The organism is Anaerocolumna sedimenticola (genome assembly GCF_009931695.1).
Lineage (GTDB): Bacteria > Bacillota > Clostridia > Lachnospirales > Lachnospiraceae > Anaerocolumna > Anaerocolumna sedimenticola.
The window spans coordinates 5,376,109-5,396,722 of sequence record NZ_CP048000.1 but is presented as its reverse complement, the minus strand read 5'-3'; the positions used below and the strand labels follow the sequence as shown (position 1 = coordinate 5,396,722).

General features: G+C 36.3%; 14 protein-coding genes and 2 pseudogenes. 12 read left to right on the top strand and 4 right to left on the bottom strand.

What is annotated here, in order from left to right; translation table 11 throughout:
* Complete coding sequence (locus Ana3638_RS24080) at positions 1-288, top strand: DUF503 domain-containing protein (RefSeq protein ID WP_161840290.1); 288 nt, start codon at positions 1-3, stop codon at positions 286-288.
* 23 nt (positions 289-311) lie between these two features.
* On the opposite strand, the gene Ana3638_RS24075 is transcribed toward Ana3638_RS24080, so the two are convergent.
* Positions 312-1,565 carry a diaminopimelate decarboxylase family protein gene (locus Ana3638_RS24075; protein WP_161840289.1) on the bottom strand — a complete coding sequence of 418 codons (1,254 nt, stop codon included), beginning with the start codon at positions 1,563-1,565 and terminating at the stop codon, positions 312-314.
* 238 nt (positions 1,566-1,803) lie between these two features.
* Between Ana3638_RS24075 and Ana3638_RS26675 the strand changes: the two are divergent.
* Together Ana3638_RS26675 and Ana3638_RS24060 are read left to right on the top strand one after the other, a co-directional pair.
* Positions 1,804-3,177, top strand: a pseudogene (locus tag Ana3638_RS26675) (aminotransferase-like domain-containing protein).
* A gap of 65 nt (positions 3,178-3,242) precedes the next feature.
* Positions 3,243-3,731 (top strand): GNAT family N-acetyltransferase, encoded by a 489-nt coding sequence (locus Ana3638_RS24060; RefSeq protein ID WP_161840286.1) that lies wholly within the window; start codon positions 3,243-3,245, stop codon positions 3,729-3,731.
* A gap of 29 nt (positions 3,732-3,760) precedes the next feature.
* On the opposite strand, the gene Ana3638_RS24055 is transcribed toward Ana3638_RS24060, so the two are convergent.
* Together Ana3638_RS24055 and Ana3638_RS24050 are read right to left on the bottom strand one after the other, a co-directional pair.
* Positions 3,761-4,447, bottom strand: coding sequence for a hypothetical protein (locus Ana3638_RS24055; RefSeq protein ID WP_161840285.1), 687 nt, complete (start codon positions 4,445-4,447; stop codon positions 3,761-3,763).
* 60 nt (positions 4,448-4,507) lie between these two features.
* Complete coding sequence (locus Ana3638_RS24050) at positions 4,508-5,425, bottom strand: DMT family transporter (protein WP_161840284.1); 918 nt, start codon at positions 5,423-5,425, stop codon at positions 4,508-4,510.
* Between the two features lie 128 nt (positions 5,426-5,553).
* Between Ana3638_RS24050 and pdxR the strand changes: the two genes are divergently transcribed.
* On the top strand, positions 5,554-6,951 hold the full coding sequence (gene pdxR / locus Ana3638_RS24045; protein ID WP_161840283.1) for a MocR-like pyridoxine biosynthesis transcription factor PdxR: 1,398 nt from the start codon (positions 5,554-5,556) through the stop codon (positions 6,949-6,951).
* Here the strand turns inward: pdxR and Ana3638_RS24040 are convergent.
* Complete coding sequence (locus Ana3638_RS24040; RefSeq protein WP_161840282.1) at positions 6,922-8,175, bottom strand: glycoside hydrolase family 3 protein; 1,254 nt, start codon at positions 8,173-8,175, stop codon at positions 6,922-6,924. The two genes, pdxR and Ana3638_RS24040, sit on opposite strands and share 30 nt — an antisense overlap.
* 576 nt (positions 8,176-8,751) lie before the next feature.
* Here Ana3638_RS24040 and Ana3638_RS24035 point away from each other — a divergent pair.
* The 8 genes and pseudogenes from Ana3638_RS24035 to Ana3638_RS24000 all read left to right on the top strand — a co-directional run bounded on the left by Ana3638_RS24035 (position 8,752) and on the right by Ana3638_RS24000 (position 20,606).
* On the top strand, positions 8,752-9,795 hold the full coding sequence (locus Ana3638_RS24035) for a PocR ligand-binding domain-containing protein (RefSeq protein ID WP_161840281.1): 1,044 nt from the start codon (positions 8,752-8,754) through the stop codon (positions 9,793-9,795).
* Positions 9,796-10,226: 431 nt separating this feature from the next.
* Positions 10,227-11,666, top strand: coding sequence for a 23S rRNA (uracil(1939)-C(5))-methyltransferase RlmD (rlmD, locus tag Ana3638_RS24030; protein WP_161840280.1), 1,440 nt, complete (start codon positions 10,227-10,229; stop codon positions 11,664-11,666).
* Positions 11,667-12,497: 831 nt separating this feature from the next.
* Positions 12,498-13,958, top strand: a pseudogene (tnpC, locus tag Ana3638_RS25590) (IS66 family transposase).
* A gap of 64 nt (positions 13,959-14,022) precedes the next feature.
* Positions 14,023-15,033 (top strand): DNA adenine methylase, encoded by a 1,011-nt coding sequence (locus tag Ana3638_RS25585; RefSeq protein ID WP_246240592.1) that lies wholly within the window; start codon positions 14,023-14,025, stop codon positions 15,031-15,033.
* Positions 15,011-16,090, top strand: a complete 1,080-nt coding sequence (locus Ana3638_RS25580; protein ID WP_246240589.1) for a DNA adenine methylase — start codon at positions 15,011-15,013, stop codon at positions 16,088-16,090. The genes Ana3638_RS25585 and Ana3638_RS25580 overlap by 23 nt, the downstream gene beginning before the upstream one ends.
* Positions 16,068-17,885, top strand: a complete 1,818-nt coding sequence (locus Ana3638_RS24010) for an AlwI family type II restriction endonuclease (protein ID WP_161840277.1) — start codon at positions 16,068-16,070, stop codon at positions 17,883-17,885. The genes Ana3638_RS25580 and Ana3638_RS24010 overlap by 23 nt, the downstream gene beginning before the upstream one ends.
* Before the next feature lie 271 nt (positions 17,886-18,156).
* Positions 18,157-18,852: a TRM11 family SAM-dependent methyltransferase gene (locus tag Ana3638_RS24005; RefSeq protein WP_246240587.1), complete on the top strand. Its 696-nt coding sequence runs from the start codon at positions 18,157-18,159 to the stop codon at positions 18,850-18,852.
* Between the two features lie 425 nt (positions 18,853-19,277).
* Positions 19,278-20,606: an AbiJ-related protein gene (locus Ana3638_RS24000; protein WP_161840276.1), complete on the top strand. Its 1,329-nt coding sequence runs from the start codon at positions 19,278-19,280 to the stop codon at positions 20,604-20,606.
* The last annotated feature ends 8 nt before the right edge of the window (positions 20,607-20,614 follow it).

The following is a 20,614-nucleotide window of genomic DNA, read 5'->3' as shown; positions in this document are numbered from 1 at the left end:
ATGATAATCGGAACTTTAATAATAAAAATCCACACCCCCTGGGTACATTCCTTAAAGGAAAAACGTATGGTGGTTAAAAGTTTATGTGCAAAAGTAAAAAACAAATTTAATGTATCCATAGCGGAGGTTGATGAGCAGGATATTCATCAAATAACGGTATTAGGGCTAACCTGTACCTCCGGAGAAACTTCCCAGGCAGACAGTATACTGGATCATGTAATCAATTTTATTGAGGGTAATACGGAGGGTGAAATTATTGAGACCCGGCGGGAAATAATTCAGGTATAAGGAGAGCTATCGTTTTATTCTGTTTATTTATACTTTATCCGGTAATTCAGAGTTGCAAAATAATCCTCCGGGGTTTCAGCCCGCCTTATAAGCTTAATGGAACCATCCTGGCAAAGGAGAAGTTCGGCAGGACGGAGTCTTCCGTTAAAATTATTGGCATGGGAATAGGTATAAGCCCCCGCATCGTGAAAAATCAGAATATCACCTGCTTCTGCATGAGGCAGGTTTCTGCCCGCGGCAAAGCGGTCCCGGTTTTCACATAAGGCTCCGGTAATGTCATAAATACAGTTACCTGTTTCGTTTTCTTTACCGGCAACGGTGATATGATGATAATCCGTATATCTGGAGGGACTCATAAAACTGTTGGTGGAAGCATCCAGACCCAGAAAAATCTTATTATTCTTTTTAACATGAAGGACGGAGGAGACAAAGTACCCATAAGGGCCGGTCATAAAAATACCAAATTCAAGATATAAAGAAACCGGTGTGAGACCGGCTGCCCCCAGTACTTCATTATAGGCCTTTTTTATGGAAAGGCTTATGTCATTAATATCCGCACTTTCCGAATTTTCTTTGTAGGGGATGCCTAAGCCCCCGGCCAAATTAATAAATTGAGGTTTAAGACCGGTTTCTTTGTAAATATCAACTGCGTTTTGAAATAATAAACGGGCATTCTCCCCGAAATAGTCCGCTTCTGTTCTATGACAGCCGAACTGGGAATGTAAGCCGTAACGGCTGACTCCTGTCCTTTTTAAATAATGAATTCCTTCTATTAACTGTTCTTTTGTAAACCCGAACTTATAATCGTCATAATTTAAGATGATTTTATCCTGGTAAGAAATCGTCCCTCCGGGATTTAAGCGGAAGCAGATCAGTTCGGGAATACCTGTGCATTTTTGTAAATAATCTATATGGGAGATGTCGTCCAGATTGATTATGGCATTCAAACTTTTGGCTTTCATGAATTCTCTTTCGGAAGTAACATTGGAGGAAAACATGATTTCCTCCCCATGAAAAGAACAGGAATCTGCTAAAATCAATTCTGTCTCAGAGGCACAGTCCACACCGCAGTGTTCTTCCTTGAATAATTGAAGTATGTGGGGGTTGGGGGTGGATTTAACCGCAAAATATTCACGGAAGCCTTTGTTCCAGGAAAATGCCTTATATAAACGGCGTATATTTTCGCGAATGGCTTTCTCATCATAGAGGTAAAAGGGTGTCGGGTATTCTGCCGTAACCTGTTTTAAATCATTAAAACTCAGCGGAAAATTTTTCATAATAATTCTCTCCTTTTAATTATGTGCTACAGGTAATTGTGAAGTAAAATGCCCAAAAGGCAGCTGAAGCTGTAAAATTCATATGAATTGTATGGTATATTCATAAAACGAAATAGTTTCGCAATTACCTGTATTTTGTGTTATAGTAATCCTAATAAAACAGGACTGAAAATACAAGAATTGAATTTAACAACTATACCGGTACAGTTGAGACGGAATACAGGGGAGGAAAGGATTTATGTATAAATATAATAATGCAGCCGATGCTATCAGGGACAGAATACATGAGGGTAAGTATAAGCCCGGTGATAAACTGCCGTCCATTTTATCCTATGTGAAAGAGTCCGGTTATAATTCAGACACCGTAATCAAAGCCTATAAACTTTTAGAGGAGGAACATCTTATTTATTCGGTTCCTAAAAGCGGTTATTACGTGGTAAAATCCCTGGTCAGGAATAAAAAGAATATGGATGTGATCGATTTAAGTACGGTCAGACCGCCGGATAGTATTAATCCTTATAAGGACTTTTACCATTGTATGGAGAAATCTATTTCCATATATAAAAATAAGCTTTTAGAATATGCCAATCCTATGGGAATGGAGGAATTAAGGGCTGCTCTGGTCAGGTATTTGATGAATTTTCAGATATTTGCAAAAGAACAGGATATTTATATTACGAACGGTGCTCAGCAGGCTTTATATATTCTGGCTGCCATGCCTTTTCCCGGAAGCGGTACTAAGGTAGTTGTGGAACAGCCCACTTATTCCGTTATGCTAAAGGCGCTGAATTGCAATAAAATACCTGTTATAGGCGTATGAAGGACAGAACAGGGGATTGATATTAAGGAATTGGAAGAGGTTTTTAAAGCAGGAGATATAAAGTTTTTTTATACCATGCCGAGATTTCAAAATCCCACAGGTTATAGTTATAATGAGAAACAAAAACGGGAAATCTTACGGCTTGCCGGAAAGTATGGGGTTTATATTACAGAGGACGATTATCTGGCGGATTTAGAACTTAAGGAACGGGCAGATTCCCTGTATGCCATGGGGGAAAAGGAGCGAATCATTTATATTCGGAGTTTTTCCAAAACTTTGCTGCCGGGGCTGCGACTTGGAATGGCAATTATACCTGACCCACTTAAGAAAGAGTTTACGATTTATAAACAGAGTATAGATTTAAATACACCGGTCCTGACCCAGGGTGCCCTGGAAATATATTTGAAAAGCAGTATGTATAAATCCCATGTGGTACGGACCAAAAAGTTTTACAAACACAAGATGGATGTCTTAAGAAAGGCTTGCGAACTTACCTTTCAGGATAATATAATATACCATATACCACCTACAGGTATTTATGCTTTTATCCAAACCCCAAGTAACATAACAGAGAAGATAGTAAACAGGCTGTCAAAACAGAATATTTTGTTAAATAGTATAAAGAGCAGCTTCCTGGACGGTTTTCCTGTTTCGGAGGGAATCCGCCTCTGTGTATGTAACTGTGAAGACGATGATTTATTAAGAGCAGTAAAACTGATTAAAGAAGAAATAGAAAAACTGATAAAAGGAGAAATAGAAAAAGTAAATGGATATAAAAGCAAAATAATATAAAACTACTTAAGAACTATACAAGAAATACAAAAGAAACACATAAAAACATACGAGGAGAAAATTCAATGAAAAATACGGAAAGATTTAAGCTTAGATTTGCAGAAGAGAAAGATACAGGCCTTATTTTATCTTTAATTAAAGAATTGGCTGCATATGAAAAAATGTCAGAGTATGTAACAGCAACGGAAGAAATATTAAGGGAATCCATATTTGCCCGTAAAGCAGCAGAAGTGCTCATAGCCGAATATGACGGTATTCCCATAGGGTATGCTATGTATTTTTACAACTTTTCCACATTTATTGGAAAACCAGGACTTTATCTGGAGGACCTTTATATTAAGCCTGAATTCAGAGGAAATGGTTTTGGAAAAATAACATTAGCATATCTGGCCGAATTAGCAGTTAAGCGAGATTGTTGGGGAATGGAATGGACTTGCCTGGACTGGAACGAACCCTCCATACAGTTTTATGAAAGTATCGGAGCCATCCACTGGAGCGGATGGAGAATCTACCGCCTGAAAGGTGAGGCTCTTCATAAATTGGCAATTAGTTGATACAAGTAAAGAGATTAAAAACAGCGGTGTTACCCAGTAGGAATATTTGAAGTAATAAACACCTGCAGTAATTTGGTTGTTGCGGAGGGTGATAAAGCCTTTATTCTGCTTTCTAACTTTTCCAGATGAGCTTTGATATAAGATTCGTCAATGCCGGGTGGTGCATAAGTGGAGAAAAGAACGTCGGATGTAGATGCCGTAATACGGCTTCTGTAATCCGGACCTCTTAAAATACTTGATATCGTACCGATGCTGTCACAAAGCATCAGATCTCCATTTACGGTCTTTACTTCTTTTCCGGAGATGGACTGATAGGATTCCGCGCCGGTGGCTGACTTTAATAGTAAGGGCAGCTGTAATTCTGCCAGATCGTGGCCTGCAGTCAGGAGCATACTATCCAGTTCCGAAATGAACATAACCTGTAACAAGGCGGATTCGGCATCCAGTGATTTTTTTCCCTGCACTACGGATTCTAATTGTGCAAGTACCGGGTAGCTATATCCGAACTTTTTATAATAAGCTGCGTAGGTCCCAATGGGATTAAGTTTTTTGAGTTCTTTTCTATCAAGCCGGCCGAATTTATTTCGTAACACAGAGATAAATTCGGCCGTTTCCTCTTCTTTATACGGGTTAGCGGAAGAAACCCTGGACATAATTAGAAACCCCATCTTAACTCCCGAATTTGAATTTTCAATATTTTTATCAAATTGAAACATAATTTTTCTCCTTTATATTTTAGACTTATTAAGGGCCTTAACACCATCATTTTCCTTGCTTCACTTGGTTTTCTGTTGTGTGCCTATTAACAGCATGCTAAAGATAATAAGGAAGCCTCCCAGCCATTGGATACCACCTATTGTTTCTTTCAGAAAAAACAGGGACAGAAGCATGGAAGTAAACGGAATCATTCCGGAAAAAGCGGCAATTGTATATGGACTACAGCGTTTTACTCCCTCAAAGAAAAACACGAAAGCTACCGCTGTTACGATAAGACCATACCATACCAGAGCAACCCATTCTCTCAATCCGATTGTTTGAATTGACTCTAAAGGATTTTCCAAATAAGCCGGAATCAGAGATAATAGGAATGCAATTGCAGACACTAGCAGCGTCTGTACCATTGGATGAATGGAAAGACTGTTATCATAAGACACCTTTGTGTTATGTTTTCTTGAAAGGATATTAAAAGACGATTCGCTGGACGCCGCACAGAGAATCAATAAATTTCCGTAAAAATGCTCCATGGAAAACCGAAGAGAATGTAAATTTATTGCCTGTAATAAAACAATACCCATTACAGTACAGCATATACCGAAAGCTGTTTTTACCGAAAGCTGCTCTTTTAAAAAGATTAAGGCGAACAAAGAAGTGATTGCCGGCGTTGCCCCGGTTAAAATTCCCGCTTCCACAGTGCTTGTTAATTTTACTCCGTAAAGCAGGAATGTTCGGAACAGGAAGATTCCAAAGATAGCCTGAAAGAGTATCATTTTCCAATCATTATTCGTAAGGAGACGAATTGTTTTAACCACTTTTCTATAATAAAATGGTGATAAACACAGGAGTAATATACCCAAACTGACGGTGGTAATTGTAAAACTGTTTAACTTTCCGGTAAGTATGTGACCTGTGATCACAGAAGTTCCAGCCAAAGAAAAAGCTGACAATAAATAGATTTTCCCTTTCGTATGTTCCATTTTGTACCTCTTTATTATACTTTATAATTACAACAAGACCAATATTTGTTATAATTATACCGATGCAACTGGAATGTTATAAGTTCCAGTACAGCTTTATTTTCAGAGTACCAGTTGGAGGATACAATATGTGGGGTATTAGACTTATCTATAATAGCGAAATCAGTTTGTCCCGTCAGATTTTTCTGTCGTTTATGGAACGTATTCTGACAGGAGAAATCAAGCAGGGGGAAGCCCTGCCATCTACAAGGGAGCTTGCCAAAGGTTTAGGAGTTTCCCGTAATACAGTCTGTGAAGCATATGATATGCTCTGGACGGAAGGCTATATTGTAAGCCGTCAGGGAGCACCGTCACGCGTTGCAAACGGTCTTCATATTAAACATAAAAAAGCGGAATCACCGAAAGATAAGAAAAGAGAACAGGCGCAGGTCTTATGGGACTTTAAAACCGGACAACCGGATTTAACTCATTTTCCCTGGCAGCTTTGGAGTCAAATCATGCGTGAAGCAGCCTGTGAACTGCCAATCAGGGAACTGGAATACAGCGGACCAAAAGGATATGAGCCTTTATGTGAGGAAATTGCACAATGGCTTTTTCGCAGCAGAAGTATGGAAGTCAGTCCCGAGGATATATTTATAACATCAGGTGCTACGCAGGCAATCCGGTTACTTGTGGAAATACTTCACAAAGACGGTCAACCTTTTGCATTGGAAAATCCTTCTCATCCGGGAATCCGCACAGTTATTACTGATAAAGGATATCCTCTGTTATGGATGCCGGTTGACGGCCAGGGAGCAGATATTTCTATACTAAAAGATAAAGAAATCTCAGCAGTTTATGTCACACCTTCCCATCAATTTCCGTTAGGCGGTATTCTTCCGGCCAGACGCCGAGCTATGCTTTTAAGTCTTGCAATAGAAAAGAACTTTTATGTAATTGAGGACGATTATGACAGCGAATTCCGCTATTCCGGGGCTCCAATCAGTCCTATTTATTCCATGGATTCTTCCCATGTGATATATGTGGGGACTTTCAGTAAGACGATGTTTCCCGCCCTTAGACTGGGGTTTGCGGTGATACCCAAACCTTTGCAAGGGAAGTGGAAGCATTACCGTAATTACATGGATGTTCAAAATCCTGTTTTTGAACAGGCAGCACTCGCCAAATTCCTGCAAAAACGGAAAATGGATAAGCATGTTCAGCATATGCGGCGGATTTATGGTGAAAAAAGAAATATATTATTGAGTTCCATAGAACATACTTTTGGCCCCTCTGCACATCCCTGGGGGGATGACTCCGGTCTTCATGTGGCACTTCAGTTTCCGGGAATGGAATTTGGATATCAGTTTGTACGGGATTGCAGGGAAACAGGAATTAGAGTATCCCCGCTGCCCCGTTATTGTTTGACACAAACCGAACATACAGATAAGCTGCTTATGGGATATGGGCATCTGAACCATATACAGATTCAGGAAGGCATCCGGGTACTGCATCAATTAATTAAATTTAATAATCCCCAGGTTTAACTTCCAGGTAAGCACCCGGATAACGGATTCATTAATTCGGTCCTCTGTTATCTTGCCGTCTTTTACGGCGGCTAAAACGGCAGGAATCTGTACGTTATAATCCGTGGCAACCACTAAGTCATTTCCCGCCAGGATAGCCTGGACGGCAGATTCTTCATCATTGGTATATTCTTTTATGGCATCCATACTTAGATCATCCGTCATAATGACTCCGGTAAAACCTAATTCTTCCCTTAGGATAGAATGAACTTTTGGTGAAAGGGAAGCAGGATAATCTTTATCCATGGATTTTACAATATTGTGGGAGACTAATATACTTCCTGCTCCTGCCCTGATACCGGCTTTAAAGGGCAGAAAATCGCTGTTTTCAAAGGTTTCATAACTTCTTTCATCTATGGCTATTCCCGTATGGGTATCCACATTATTTCCATAACCCGGGAAATGTTTTAATGTACTTCCGATACCCCTGGAATTCATTGCCCTTATCACGGTTGTTATATATTCTGAAGTCTGTTTTGCGTCTTTTCCGAATGCTCTTTGATAGATAAAATCTTTCTGAACGGTTGAAACATCACAGACCGGAGCCAGGTTAACGTTAATTCCCAGACTTAATAATAAATCCGCTTTTTCTATGGTATCACTTTTGATTAAATCAAATCCGCCTTCTTTATATAATTCCTGTGGGGATTTAAAAGGAACAGCCCGGAATACCGGATATTTACTTACCCGGTTAACAGTTCCTCCTTCTTCATCCACACCGATTAACATAGGGATTTTGGTTTTGTCCTGATAACCCGCAATGGTTGTTTTTATATCTTTTTTTGTTTGATCCTTAAAATCATCTCCAAATAAAATGTAACCTCCCAGAAAATATTTGTCTATATCGGATAAAGCCTGTTCCCGGATGCAGCGGACAAAAAACAACTGTCCTACTTTCTCCTCCAGGGACATATCCTTAAGCATTTCCTCCGCTTTCGTTTCGTTGGTGACCGGAGCGGTTGGTTCCAAGGTTTTTGTTGGCGTTGGTGTCTGTGTCGGAGCAGGGGTTTCTGTTACAGCAGGGGTAGGAGAAGTTGTGGGCTGAGGAGCAGAAGTTTCAGCAGCATCAGTAACCTCAGGAGTAATTGCCGGTGTTGCGGCATTCGAATCAGGTTTATTCTCACAACCTGCTAAAAATAATAATATAAGAAAAATGGTTAAAATTTTTAAAGTATTTATTTTCATTTTTTCCTCCTGAAATAAATTATTAACAAAAATTGATAAAGTCAGCTAACAATATTTTAACACTTCTTGTATTATTGTAAACAGATATCATGGGTATGGTATAATATAACAGTCAGTGTTACAGTCGACAAAAATAGCTAAAAGTTGATAAAAATGTAGAATTTCTGCTATTTATAATAGAGTTTCAATTGGAGTATATCAGATAAATTTGTTATTGTCTGAAAATAATATTCTGTATGATAAACTTAAAATATTGTAAGAAGTATACAAATTAGTGTGAAAGTTTTAACATGATATGTTAAATTATTACAAAATTAATACATTGATTTCGTAAAAAATTTGTGATATTATATAAATATATAAAATAGGGCGGATATATAGGGGTAAACTTAATTAATTATCTGTAAATAATTAGAATTTAGCTAAATATTCAGAAATTACATTCATATATGGGCGGTATTCATTTATGGTTCAAACCCATAATGCAGTCGCAGGAGGTGGACAGATTCAATTAGATAAAAGCCGATTAATAGTAAAATTTTATTCAGAAGGGCTACAATGATTGGAGGTACATAAATGGATACTATAAAAGCTAAAAAAACAAACGATTTAACAAATATACACTTAAAGGATGTATTAGATATAGACCTTCTTCAAAAATTCCAGGATAATTTTGCCGAAAGTATGGATATAGCAAGTGTAACGGTTGATGTGAATGGAGATCCGGTAACAAAACCAAGTTCTTATACGAGTTTCTGCATTGATTACACCCATTCTACCAAAACTGGTGATGACCGATGTGCATTATCCCATAAAAGAGGCGGTGAAGAAGCTGCAAGGACCGGAAAACCTTACATATATAAATGTCATGCAGGACTTATTGATTTTGCCGCACCAATTATTGTAGATGGAACGTTAATCGGAACCATTCTCGGCGGTCAGATACTTACCTCAAAACCCGAGGAAGAAGGATTTCGGCGAGTAGCAGATGAAATTGGTGTTGATGGTGACAAATACATAGAAGCTGTGAATAAAGTAAATATTACCAATGAGAAGAATATTAAGGCGGCGGCCGAAGTACTTTTTATTGTTGCAAATTCATTATCACAGATCGGGTATCAAAAGTTAAAACTGAAAAATATGAGCAAGGATTTATTAGAGGGTTTTAAACAGATATCCGATACCATGGAAGAGCTTGCAGCTACGGCTGTTGATATTAATTATAACCAGGATGCTCTAAATAAAGAGATTATTAATGTTAAAAATATATCCACCGAAATCAATGTAATATTGGATTCCATAAAAAGTATTGCTGACCAGACGAAAATGCTGGGTCTTAATGCTTCTATTGAAGCAGCAAGAGCAGGAGAAGCAGGAAGAGGTTTTAGTGTAGTAGCAACTGAAATCCGAAATCTTTCCCAGAGTTCCAAAGAAACTGCATTAAAGATAGTAAAATTAAATGCTGATATAGAAACATCCGTTCAGAAAACCTTAAAACTATCCGAAGCTACCATGTCCAATACGGAACAGCAGTCCGCAGCAGTGGAACAGACTACCGCAGGAGTGGAAGAACTTCTGTCATTTACCAATGAACTTAATGTTATGGCTAATGAGAATTAATAGTTAAGAATGAGACATTTTTATTAATATTTGTTAATAATATTAATTTAATAATGGGGCTGTCCTGAAAACATATTTTGATGGTGTCTTTAAATGGCATTATCAAGATATGTCTTCAGGGCAGCCTTTGGTTTCCTCGAAAGCAAAGTGAGAATTAGCAAGCTTGCTTGCAATAATTCGAACGCGCACACGAACCGGAGAAACTCCCAAAGCGTGTTTCTTCCGGTTTGTATTAACGCATAAAAGATGGACAAAAGGTTATTAAATATCGTATAATAACTAAATCGTAAAGAATTATATAGAATTACTAAACGGCACTTATGGACGGCATGCGATTATTTAGTGGTTTTATAGAAAATTAAATTTAGAAAGGGCTGCCGGGTATATGGCAGTATCATATCGGAAACAGATGTGATATGTAATGGTGTAAAATGAAAAAAGGAATACAATATACAGGTAATGTTATACGAGTGGATTTCCCTAACAAGGGGCTCATTCAGATAGAGGATGAAAAAGTTTCTGTGAAGAACACTTTACCGGGTCAAAAAGTCAGTTTTGTAGTTAATAAATCCCGTAAAGGAAAAAGTGAAGGAAGATTAATTGAAGTGATAGAAAAATCTCCGTTAGAAACCGTAGAACCAAAATGTGTACATTTTGGACCTTGTGGGGGTTGTACGTATCAGACAATCCCTTATGAAACCCAGCTTGAGATGAAAGGAGAGCAGGTAAAGCGATTGTTAGATCCGGTATGTAAGGAATATAAGTTTGAGGGTATTAAAGGCAGTCCTTTGCAATGGGGATACCGTAATAAGATGGAGTTCTCTTTCGGGGATGAAATCAAAGACGGCCCCCTCTCCTTAGGACTCCATAAAAAAGGAAGTTTTCATGATATTATAACCGCGTCAGGCTGCCAGATTGTTGACTCAGATTATAATCAGATACTATCCTGCGTGTTGAATAACTTCTCCGAATTGGGGATAACTTTTTATAAAAAGCTGTCTCATGTGGGTTATTTGCGCCATCTGCTGGTAAGAAAAGCAGCCAGGACGGGAGAAATATTAGTGAATCTGATTACATCCACCCAGTGGACTTATGCTGGATCGGAAAGAGAAGATACGGATATTGATAACCTAAAAAGTAGAAATGCCGGTGTAAAGCTTTCAGAGACGGAAGTGATTGACGAATTTAAAGCAAGGTTATTAAAACTAAAGTTAACCGGCAGGATTGTGGGAATTCTTCACACCTATAATGACAGTCCGGCTGATGTTGTCCAAAGCGATCATACCGATATCTTATATGGACAGGATTCTTTCTATGAAGAATTACTCGGCCTGAAATTTAAAATCTCAACCTTTTCTTTCTTCCAGACCAATTCCCTGGGAGCCGAGGTATTATACAGCACAGCCAGAGAATTCGTCGGAGAAACCAAAGACAAGCTTATCTTTGACTTATACAGCGGAACCGGAACCATCGCCCAGCTGTTAGCTCCAGTTGCCAGGAAAGTAATCGGGGTGGAAATCGTGGAAGAGGCAGTTGTCGCTGCAAGGGAAAATGCGGCATTAAATAACCTGGATAACTGTGAATTTATCGCCGGAGATGTGTTAAAAGTTATTGATACGATTGAAGATAAACCGGACCTTATTGTCCTCGACCCGCCAAGGGACGGGATACATCCGAAAGCATTGGATAAAATTATTGATTACGGGGTGGATAGGATCGTATATATCTCCTGTAAGCCTACCAGCCTGGCAAGGGATCTGATTGTATTTCAAGAGAGAGGATATAAGGTGGAAAGAGTTTGTGCAGTGGACATGTTCCCTGGAACGGTGCATGTGGAGACAGTTGTCTTGATGTCACGCAAAGATAAGTAAATATCCTCTAAATAGCTTAAAATCAAAGGTTTTCAAACTTTCGGTAACAATCACCGATTGATGAAAACCTTATTTTTTATCCTGGGAGCATGGCTTGGAACATAAAATGTAAGTCAGGGTTGAGACTACAGAACTGCTTTTTGCCTTGCGAGACAAGGGAACTGTTGTTTTAAGGGTAGGTTGAGACTAGAGAACTGTTAATGTATGGCCTTTTCTTTTACAGGTTTCCTCCCGTTTAGCTGAAAGGCATCATGACCTTTGATTTGCTTGATGGCAACTACAAGGTTCAGTGCATCTCTGTTCCTGTGATATTCATAGTATATACAGTTGAGTGTTAATTATGACTGAGGAGCGTAGGCGCTCCAAAAGTATGTATGGATTAGAGCTATCTGATATAAGTATATAGCGACTAGGAGAGAATTAAAAGGATCTGATTGACTTATGGCGTAACAACGCTTATACTTATAAAGGATTAAAATAAATTATAATAAATTGTAACTATTCAGAACCCCTGATTATTCTATCAGCAGGATAATGAAATTTTGTGCAAAACATAGAACTTTATTTTTTTAAAAACTCATGTTTTTAGTCTTTTTAGGTATTTATCCACACACTCCTACACTATAAAAAAGTTATACCTTATTACTTCTCTAGCGTTTCCGAGTACCGTGGATAACACTTTGAAATGTATTGATTTCAGCAGGTTTCAGCCATATTTTACGGGACTTATCCACCGTCAAAATGACGGTAACACCCTTTTAGCTAATTCGCTTTTTACCTTAATTTCAAGTATAATTATACTATAGAAATCAAGGAAAGAAGGTGGTCTGGATGTCAAAGGATAAACTCATAGAGGCACTAATGAAAGAGAATTCTGAGTTAAAACAGCTATTACATTCATTAAATACTTCTATGGAACAACAATCATCCTTGATCGAGCAATTAAGTCAGACCATTGCTGAATTAAACGAAAAGCTTAATAAAAATTCCAAAAATAGCTCCAAACCACCTTCTAGTGATGGATTAAAAAAACCAGTAACCAAAAGCCTGCGTCAGAAGTCTGGCAAGAAGCCTGGTGGACAGCAAGGACACGATGGAAATCATCTTGCTATAACTACTAATCCTGACGAACTAAAAAAGCATTTACCTAAAGCCTGTATAAACTGCCCTAATATCTCGAAATGTATAGATCAACGGGCTTGTGTTGTAGAAAAGCGCCATGTGATTGATGCTGTGGTCACTGTTCATGTGACAGAACATCAGAAGTATTCATTTAAGAAATGTCCATTTCATGAGGGACAGATATTACAAGGAGCATTCCCTGTAGGTGTTTCTGCTACCGTACAGTATGGTGATAACCTTAATGCACTTGCAGTGGCATTGAATACGGTAGGTATGGTAAGTATAAAGCGCACCCATGAGATTTTGGGGAGTGTATTCAGCATCCCCCTTTCTACAGGAACAATCAGCTCTATGGTAAGGAAATGTGCTGAAAGTGTTAATAATACGGTAAACATTATCCGTCAGAAAGTAATTAATTCTACAATCGGACATTTTGATGAAACCGGTACTCGGGTAGATGGGAAAACCATGTGGGTTCACAATTCTTCTACAGAAGATTATACCTACTTAAGTGTTCATCAGAAGCGTGGCACTGAAGGTATGGATGATAATGGTGTTCTTCCAGCCTTTCAAGGTATTGCAATGCATGACTGTTAGAAATCTTACTGGAAATATGGTGTTATGCATGCAGTATGTTGTGCCCATTTGTTAAGAGAACTGACAGGGATAGAAGAAAATGATCCCAATCAGAAATGGGCAACGAAGTTTAAAGAACTTCTCCTGAAGATGAAAAAGGTTAAGGATAAATCCTTACTAGCTGGTAAATCAGAGTTAAGCTATTATCATCTTCATCGATTTGATATAAACTATAATGAAATCCTGCAGGAAGCAATAGATACAAATCCTATTCCTGTTGCTACTGAGAAAAAACGTGGTCGCAAGAAAAAAGGTAAAATCCTTGCCCTCGTAGAACGGCTTCGTGAACACAAGGCATCCGTCTGCCTATTTACAAAAAACTTCGCAGTACCATTTGACAATAATCAAGCTGAGAGGGATATCAGGATGATAAAAGTAAAAACCAAGGTATCAGGCTGCTTTAGAACTAAGGACGGAGCCGATGATTTTCTTAAAATTATGTCTTATGTCGGAACTGCAAAAAAGCAGGGATTTAATTCATATGAAGCAATTAAAAATGCAGTTACAGGTAATTCAGAGTTCATCTTTGATTAGGGGTTCTGAATAGTTACAATAAATTTAAATAAAGATTTGGAGTAGGTGAAATAACGTGGAGTATATGACAATAAGAGAAGCTTCTAAAAAATGGCAGTTATCAGTTAGGAGAATTCAAACATTATGTAATGAAAGAAAAATAGAAGGGGTTATAAAGTTTGGTAATATGTGGGCGATTCCAGAAGAGACTGAGCAACCACTAGATAATAGATTAAAAAGCGGAAAATATGTGAATTGGAAAAGATCAAATAGTAATAACAATGGAGTAGATTGTACAACTCCTGTCTTGAAATGGGCCGGAGGAAAAACACAAATGCTTAATGAATTAATTCCTAGGCTTCCGAAAAATTATGGAAGGTATATTGAACCTTTTATTGGTGGAGGAGCTATGTATTTTAACTTGGGCCATTCTAAGTCTATAATTGCTGATTCAAATCCTGAGCTTATTAATTTATATAAGCAATTGGCAACTAACTGTGATGAAGTTATAGATGTCTTGCAGGGGTATAAAAATACTGAAGAGATGTATTACGCTGTTAGATCAAAGGATTGGTTAGAGTGTGAGCCGGTTGAAGCAGCTGCAAGAATGCTTTATCTAAATAGGACTTGTTTTAATGGTTTATATCGATTGAATAAAAAAGGGAAATTTAACACACCTTTTGGAAAGTATAAGAATCCGACTATCTGTAACCCGGATAAACTTCTTGCAGCAGCGAAATTGCTTAAAAATACAACAATTATATGTGGAGATTATTTAGAAGTTTTAGAAAAGAATGCGATGGAGGGAGATTTGGTTTTCTTAGATCCACCATATATTCCGATATCAGAGTTTTCAGACTTTAAAAGATATACAAAAGAGCAATTTTATGAGCAAGACCAAATTGATCTTGCAAAGGAAGTACATCGATTATACGAAAAAGGTTGTTATGTATTATTAACAAATTCAAACCATCCTTTAGTACATGAATTATATAAAGATTTTAAGATAGATATTATCCAAACAAGAAGAAATATTAATAGTAAAGGTACCGGCAGAATAGGAGAAGATATCATTGTTACAGCATATCCAAAATGAAAAAATAAAGGTAGAACTATCGGAACAGATAGAAAAATTTCCATCTACCAGATTTATGGGTTCAAAAAGTAAGTTAATAGCGCAAATATGGAAAGAGTCTTCTAAATTTGAATTTAGTTCAGTTATTGATCTTTTTTCAGGCTCGGGAATAGTTAGCTATATGTATAAGGCTCAAGGAAAGAGAGTTATTAGTAATGACTATATGACAATGTCTGCGGTAATGACTAAAGCCTTAATTGAGAATAATAAAGTCGTTCTTCCGATAGAAGAGGCAAAAAAATTAATACAAGTTGATAGTATGATTGATTCATTTGTTCAAGATACATTTAAAGGAATTTACTTTTGCGATGAAGATAATAAATTTATTGATGTAGTAAGATCAAATATTAAAAATATTGAAAATGAATATAAAAAAGCAATTGCTATGGAGGCATTAATTAGAGCTTGCACAAAAAAGCGTCCAAGAGGAATTTTTACTTATGTAGGAGAACGATACAATGATGGTAGGAAAGACCTACAAAAAACATTTGAAGAACAGTTTTTAGAAGCAGTTGAAGTAATAAACAATGCGGTTTTTGATAATAAAAAACGAAATAAGTCATACAATATGGATTCAATGGAATTAAAAAAGAAAGCTGATTTGGTATATATAGATCCACCATATTATACCCCAAAATCTGATAATGAGTATGTTCGTCGATATCATTTTGTTGAGGGATTGGCGAGAGATTGGGAAGGGGTAGAAATTCAAGAGCATACAATAACCAAGAAATTCAAGTCATATCCAACACCTTTTTCGACAAAAAATGGAGCTGAAGAAGCCTTTGATAGTATTTTTAAAATGCATAAAAAGAGTATACTAATTGTTTCATATTCATCAAATAGTTTACCTACCATGGAAGATATGATAAAATTATTAAAACGTTATAAAGAAAATGTAGATGTTGTGCCTGTTGATTATACTTATAGTTTTGGAACACGAGCAAACACGGCGCGTAATAACGTACAAGAATATATCTTTGTGGGGTATAATAATGGCGAAGGCAAAAATAATTAAAATTGGGCAAGATGTTTATCAGGTAACAGAAACAAAAAAAATTAAATATAATGATGGTGAAAAGACTAAGGAAAAAATTGTAGAAGAGACTAGGATAGTAAAAGAACCAATAGATATTTGGCTAATTGGGAATACAGGAATGAGAAATCCGTGGCGCATACCAAGTGGGTTCAAAGTTTATGCCGAGTCAAACTTAGTAGGAAAATTACGTGAACCAAAAGATCAGGTTGCATTTAAAAAATTACTATTTCATACAGGTGAAATAGGCGGAGATATAAATAAAGATAAAGATGCAAGTATAACCCGTAAATATAGACTTATGTTTAATAAATATGGATTTACATATCCTGAGGTAACATTAAAAGATGGGTTTTCTCAAACTGAACTGGGCCCAGTGGATGACCTAACACCTATTGGAAAAACATTTTATAATGCAGATACTATTTCTGCTCAACAAGAATGTTTTTTGAGAGGGTTAGTAGTACCAATGGAAAAGTTAAGCGACGAACTTTGTTATTCTCCGCTTCTTTGGGTACTTACTGTGATGTTTAAATTAGAGGAAATTACTGGTGATACGAAAATTAATTTTATTGAGTTTGCAGTATGTGTTCAAACAACAAATCCCAATTACGATATTGACAAGGTTGTTGAGAAGATTTTAAATATAAGAAAAAGTAGGATGACATCAGATAATAAAAAAAAGTATGATCGAAATTTAATTGATTTAGCATGGGAAAGTTACTTAAAATTAAAAGTAAACTTTAGAGATTATGCTGATATGAATCTACGATATATTGTATCTTCAGGAATTGTTAAGAGGGCAGGAAGAGGTATATGTATTGTACCAGAGTATCGCACTTTAGCTTATGAACTTAGTAAGAAAGTTACAAGTTCAGAGCCATTAAAAGAGCGATATAAGCAGTTATGTAATGGCGCGCCATTACCAACAGACAATATTGAAACAGCAAATAAAGTTTTACAAGATCTGGTCTCAGAATTGACAACATATAATATTCCGTATAATATTCCAGAAGTACCTCTTGATTCAGCAGCTAATATAAATATGGTACGAAACAGCTTAAAGAGGGACATTGATAAGTTCAAAGAGGAGGAATACGCTAAACATCAATATAAAGAGTGGAAAGAAATTTATGAGTATATGAATTTATTAGTTGTTAATAATGGACAGGAGAAAGAATTGAATGAAGATTATACAATTAAAGTTCCTAAGTCTGAGGCCGCAGCATACTTAGAATGGATTTTATGGCGAGCTTTTTTAGCAATAAATCATATATCTAATAAGCCATATGAAGCCAGGGGATTTAGTATAGATCAAGATTATTTGCCTGTAGGAACAGCACCAGGCGGCGGACCAGACATGGTTTTTGAATTTGAAAAGTATATTATTGTAGTTGAAGTTACTATGTCAACAAATTCAAGGCAGGAGGCCATGGAGGGTGAACCAGTTCGTCGACATGTAGCAGATCTTGTATTAAATAATGATAAGCCTGTTTATGGAATATTTATTGCTAATAAAATAGATTCAAATACAGCAGAAACTTTTCGAATTGGAGTATGGTATACTCAAGATGACGAAAAAATGGCATTGAGGATTGTGCCATTTACATTAAGTCAATTTGCATCATTTTTTAAAAGTTTATTTGAGAATAATACTGCGCATCCAGACAAATTATTAAGTTTATTCACTGTGTGTTTTGATTTAAAATACGGAAGAGAAGCACCAGAGTGGAAACGAGATATTGATTTTATAGTTTCTGAAATGATAAAGAATTAAATGATACAAGCTTAAATGATTTGGATTGATTGTTAGATTATCCGAAAATATAAATTTGTTTATTAGTGTCAAAATTACTGCCAATTATGAAAAGGAAGAAAAAGAAATCAAAAATGAGATAAGTCATCAAGTAGGTGAATGATGGCTTGTCTTATTTTTTATAGGGGAAGTGGAAAAAATTACTAGTATTATTAAGAATTATGTAGTATAATGCAGATAAAATATAGTATAAGGAGGTATTGATATTAAATTAGAACCAAATAAATTTGAGTTGGAGTCAACAACTGTTTGGTCATTTCCTGAAAGAGGTGATTGGGCTACTCATTGTGGGGTATACAGAGGAAATTGGTCCCCATATATACCAAGAAATATTATTCTTCGTTATAGTCAACCAAATGAATGGATTCTAGATCAATTCTTAGGAAGTGGTACTACATTAGTCGAAGCAAAACTACTTGATCGTAATGCCATTGGTGTCGATATCAATGAGCAATCTATTTTATTATCTAACCAAAATCTTAATTTCCAATGCAATACAAAAACCCAGCAAATTATTAAAAAAGGCGATGCACGCAATTTGTCATTTATTACAAATGAGAGTATGGATCTTATTTGCACGCATCCACCATATGCAGATATCATTAATTATAGCCAAAGTCTAGATGGAGATCTGTCGTTATTAGGAGTAGACGAATTTATACATCAAATGAATAATGTTGCGAGAGAGGCATATCGAATATTAAAAAAGGGAAGAGTTTGTGCGGTTATGATGGGTGACATCCGCAATAAAGGTTGTGTTGTTCCATTAGGTTTCCAAGTCATGAATTGTTTTCTAAATGCAAAATTTAAGACTAAGGAAATCGTTATAAAAGAGCAACATAATTGTAAATCAACAAAGTTTTGGAAGAAACAACATATCTCCTTTTTGTTGTTGGCACACGAGTATATATTTATTTTTATAAAGTGAGTACAACATGTCATATGGCGAGCCCCGGCGGTCGGATTTGTAAAATTGAATAGCTGTAATGCGTTTATGTACGGTCGTTCTTATGATTGATGATGAATGAGACCACCTCATAGGTCTGCTTATATACACTTGACTTCAAAGTAATTTTAGCGCCGTTGGGGTGGTTTTGCCGGATTTAGTCCTTGCTGAGTGTTCCAGATTAAATTGAATTCCAGTGGTCCCGCCACACAGGAGTATTCACTTGTCATTTAGGCACTTCCCAATTGCACAATGACAGATGGTAAAAGTATTAATGACCGGTTAGCTCTGCTGAATGCATACATATGAATATGAGAAATTACGACGGTGTATATGATGATAGGGGAATATTAGTTTTTCTTATTTTATGATATACTGTAAGAAAATGTACAGATGGGGGCATTGGTTTGAAAAATAGTAATATCATAAGAAATAAAGTAGTTGAGTACTTAAAAAGAAATAGTGCATTGGATTTACCTTCAATTTGTGAAAGGTTGAAAATTCCATGTAATAATGAGTTAGATCCAATGCATAGTAAAGCCATTTATCTTAAAAGTGGAATCAACAAAATGTTAGATAGTGAAATTCTTGAATTGATTAAGAAAATAATTGAAGACAGTGATTGTCCTGAGCTATTAGAGATGATTGATCGTTATTTAGAAGTTGAACTATTTGATATTACTACTGTAACACGTAGGAAAATTATAAATTGGCTTTCTGAACAAAATGATCTGGAAGGTGAAATCCGGATTGATAAGTTTTTAAATAGGATATGGGACTTGAAAAATATGGTCTCCATTTATGGTGAAGCAAATAGAGAGGAAGATATTCTTCGTCACATGGTAAATAACGACGATTTATCTTATAAAGATTTATTTGAAGATGTATTAAAGGTTATTTATGTAAGTGATAGTACATTTATAAGGTTTTTGGAAGAATTAGTATATCCTGATATACATGAAGAAAAAAGACAGAAAGAGTATGTAGATGCATTAAATTCATATTTAAAAAATGATGGTTATAATCTCATAAATACGAATCATGTGTCGGGTAAACCAATTTACAATTTACAGAAAAGTTTACGGGGAGTCAGTAATGAAATTAAGAATATTATTTTTGCGGGAATTGGTGGAAAACCTGATATTGTAATCGATGACTCTTTGAGTAATACGATTAAGTTAGTTGATAATGGCGCAAATTGTCTTATTTATAATCAGCCTATCTTGGCACACGGGTTATGTTGGAGAGAATTAGTAGAGTGGTGGAGTTCGAAAAATTATAGTGAAGAAATAGGGAATACATTATTCAAGCGATTAATAGAATCAATGGATTCAAATCCTGAAAAGAATTTTATGTGGGTGTACTACACTTTTATTATTAAAAAGAAACCTGAGTTACCGGCATTAATACCACAAGTCTATTGCCATTATGATCCAAAATCTGCGAATATGAGAAACGGTGCAGCATACGTTCATCAAAGAATGGATTTTTTAATGCTCTTTTCTGATAGAGAAAGAGTAGTTATAGAAATAGATGGTAAGCAACATTATTCTGAAGAGAATATAGCATCACCAAAATTGTATGCAGATATGGTTGAGGATGATAGAAAACTTAAATTATATGGATATAATGTTTTTAGATTTGGAGGATATGAGTTTTTAAAAGAACAGCGTCCTAAAGAAAAAATATTAAATTTTTTTGAAGATTTATTCAAACAGTATGGGATAACAATTTAAATGGAATA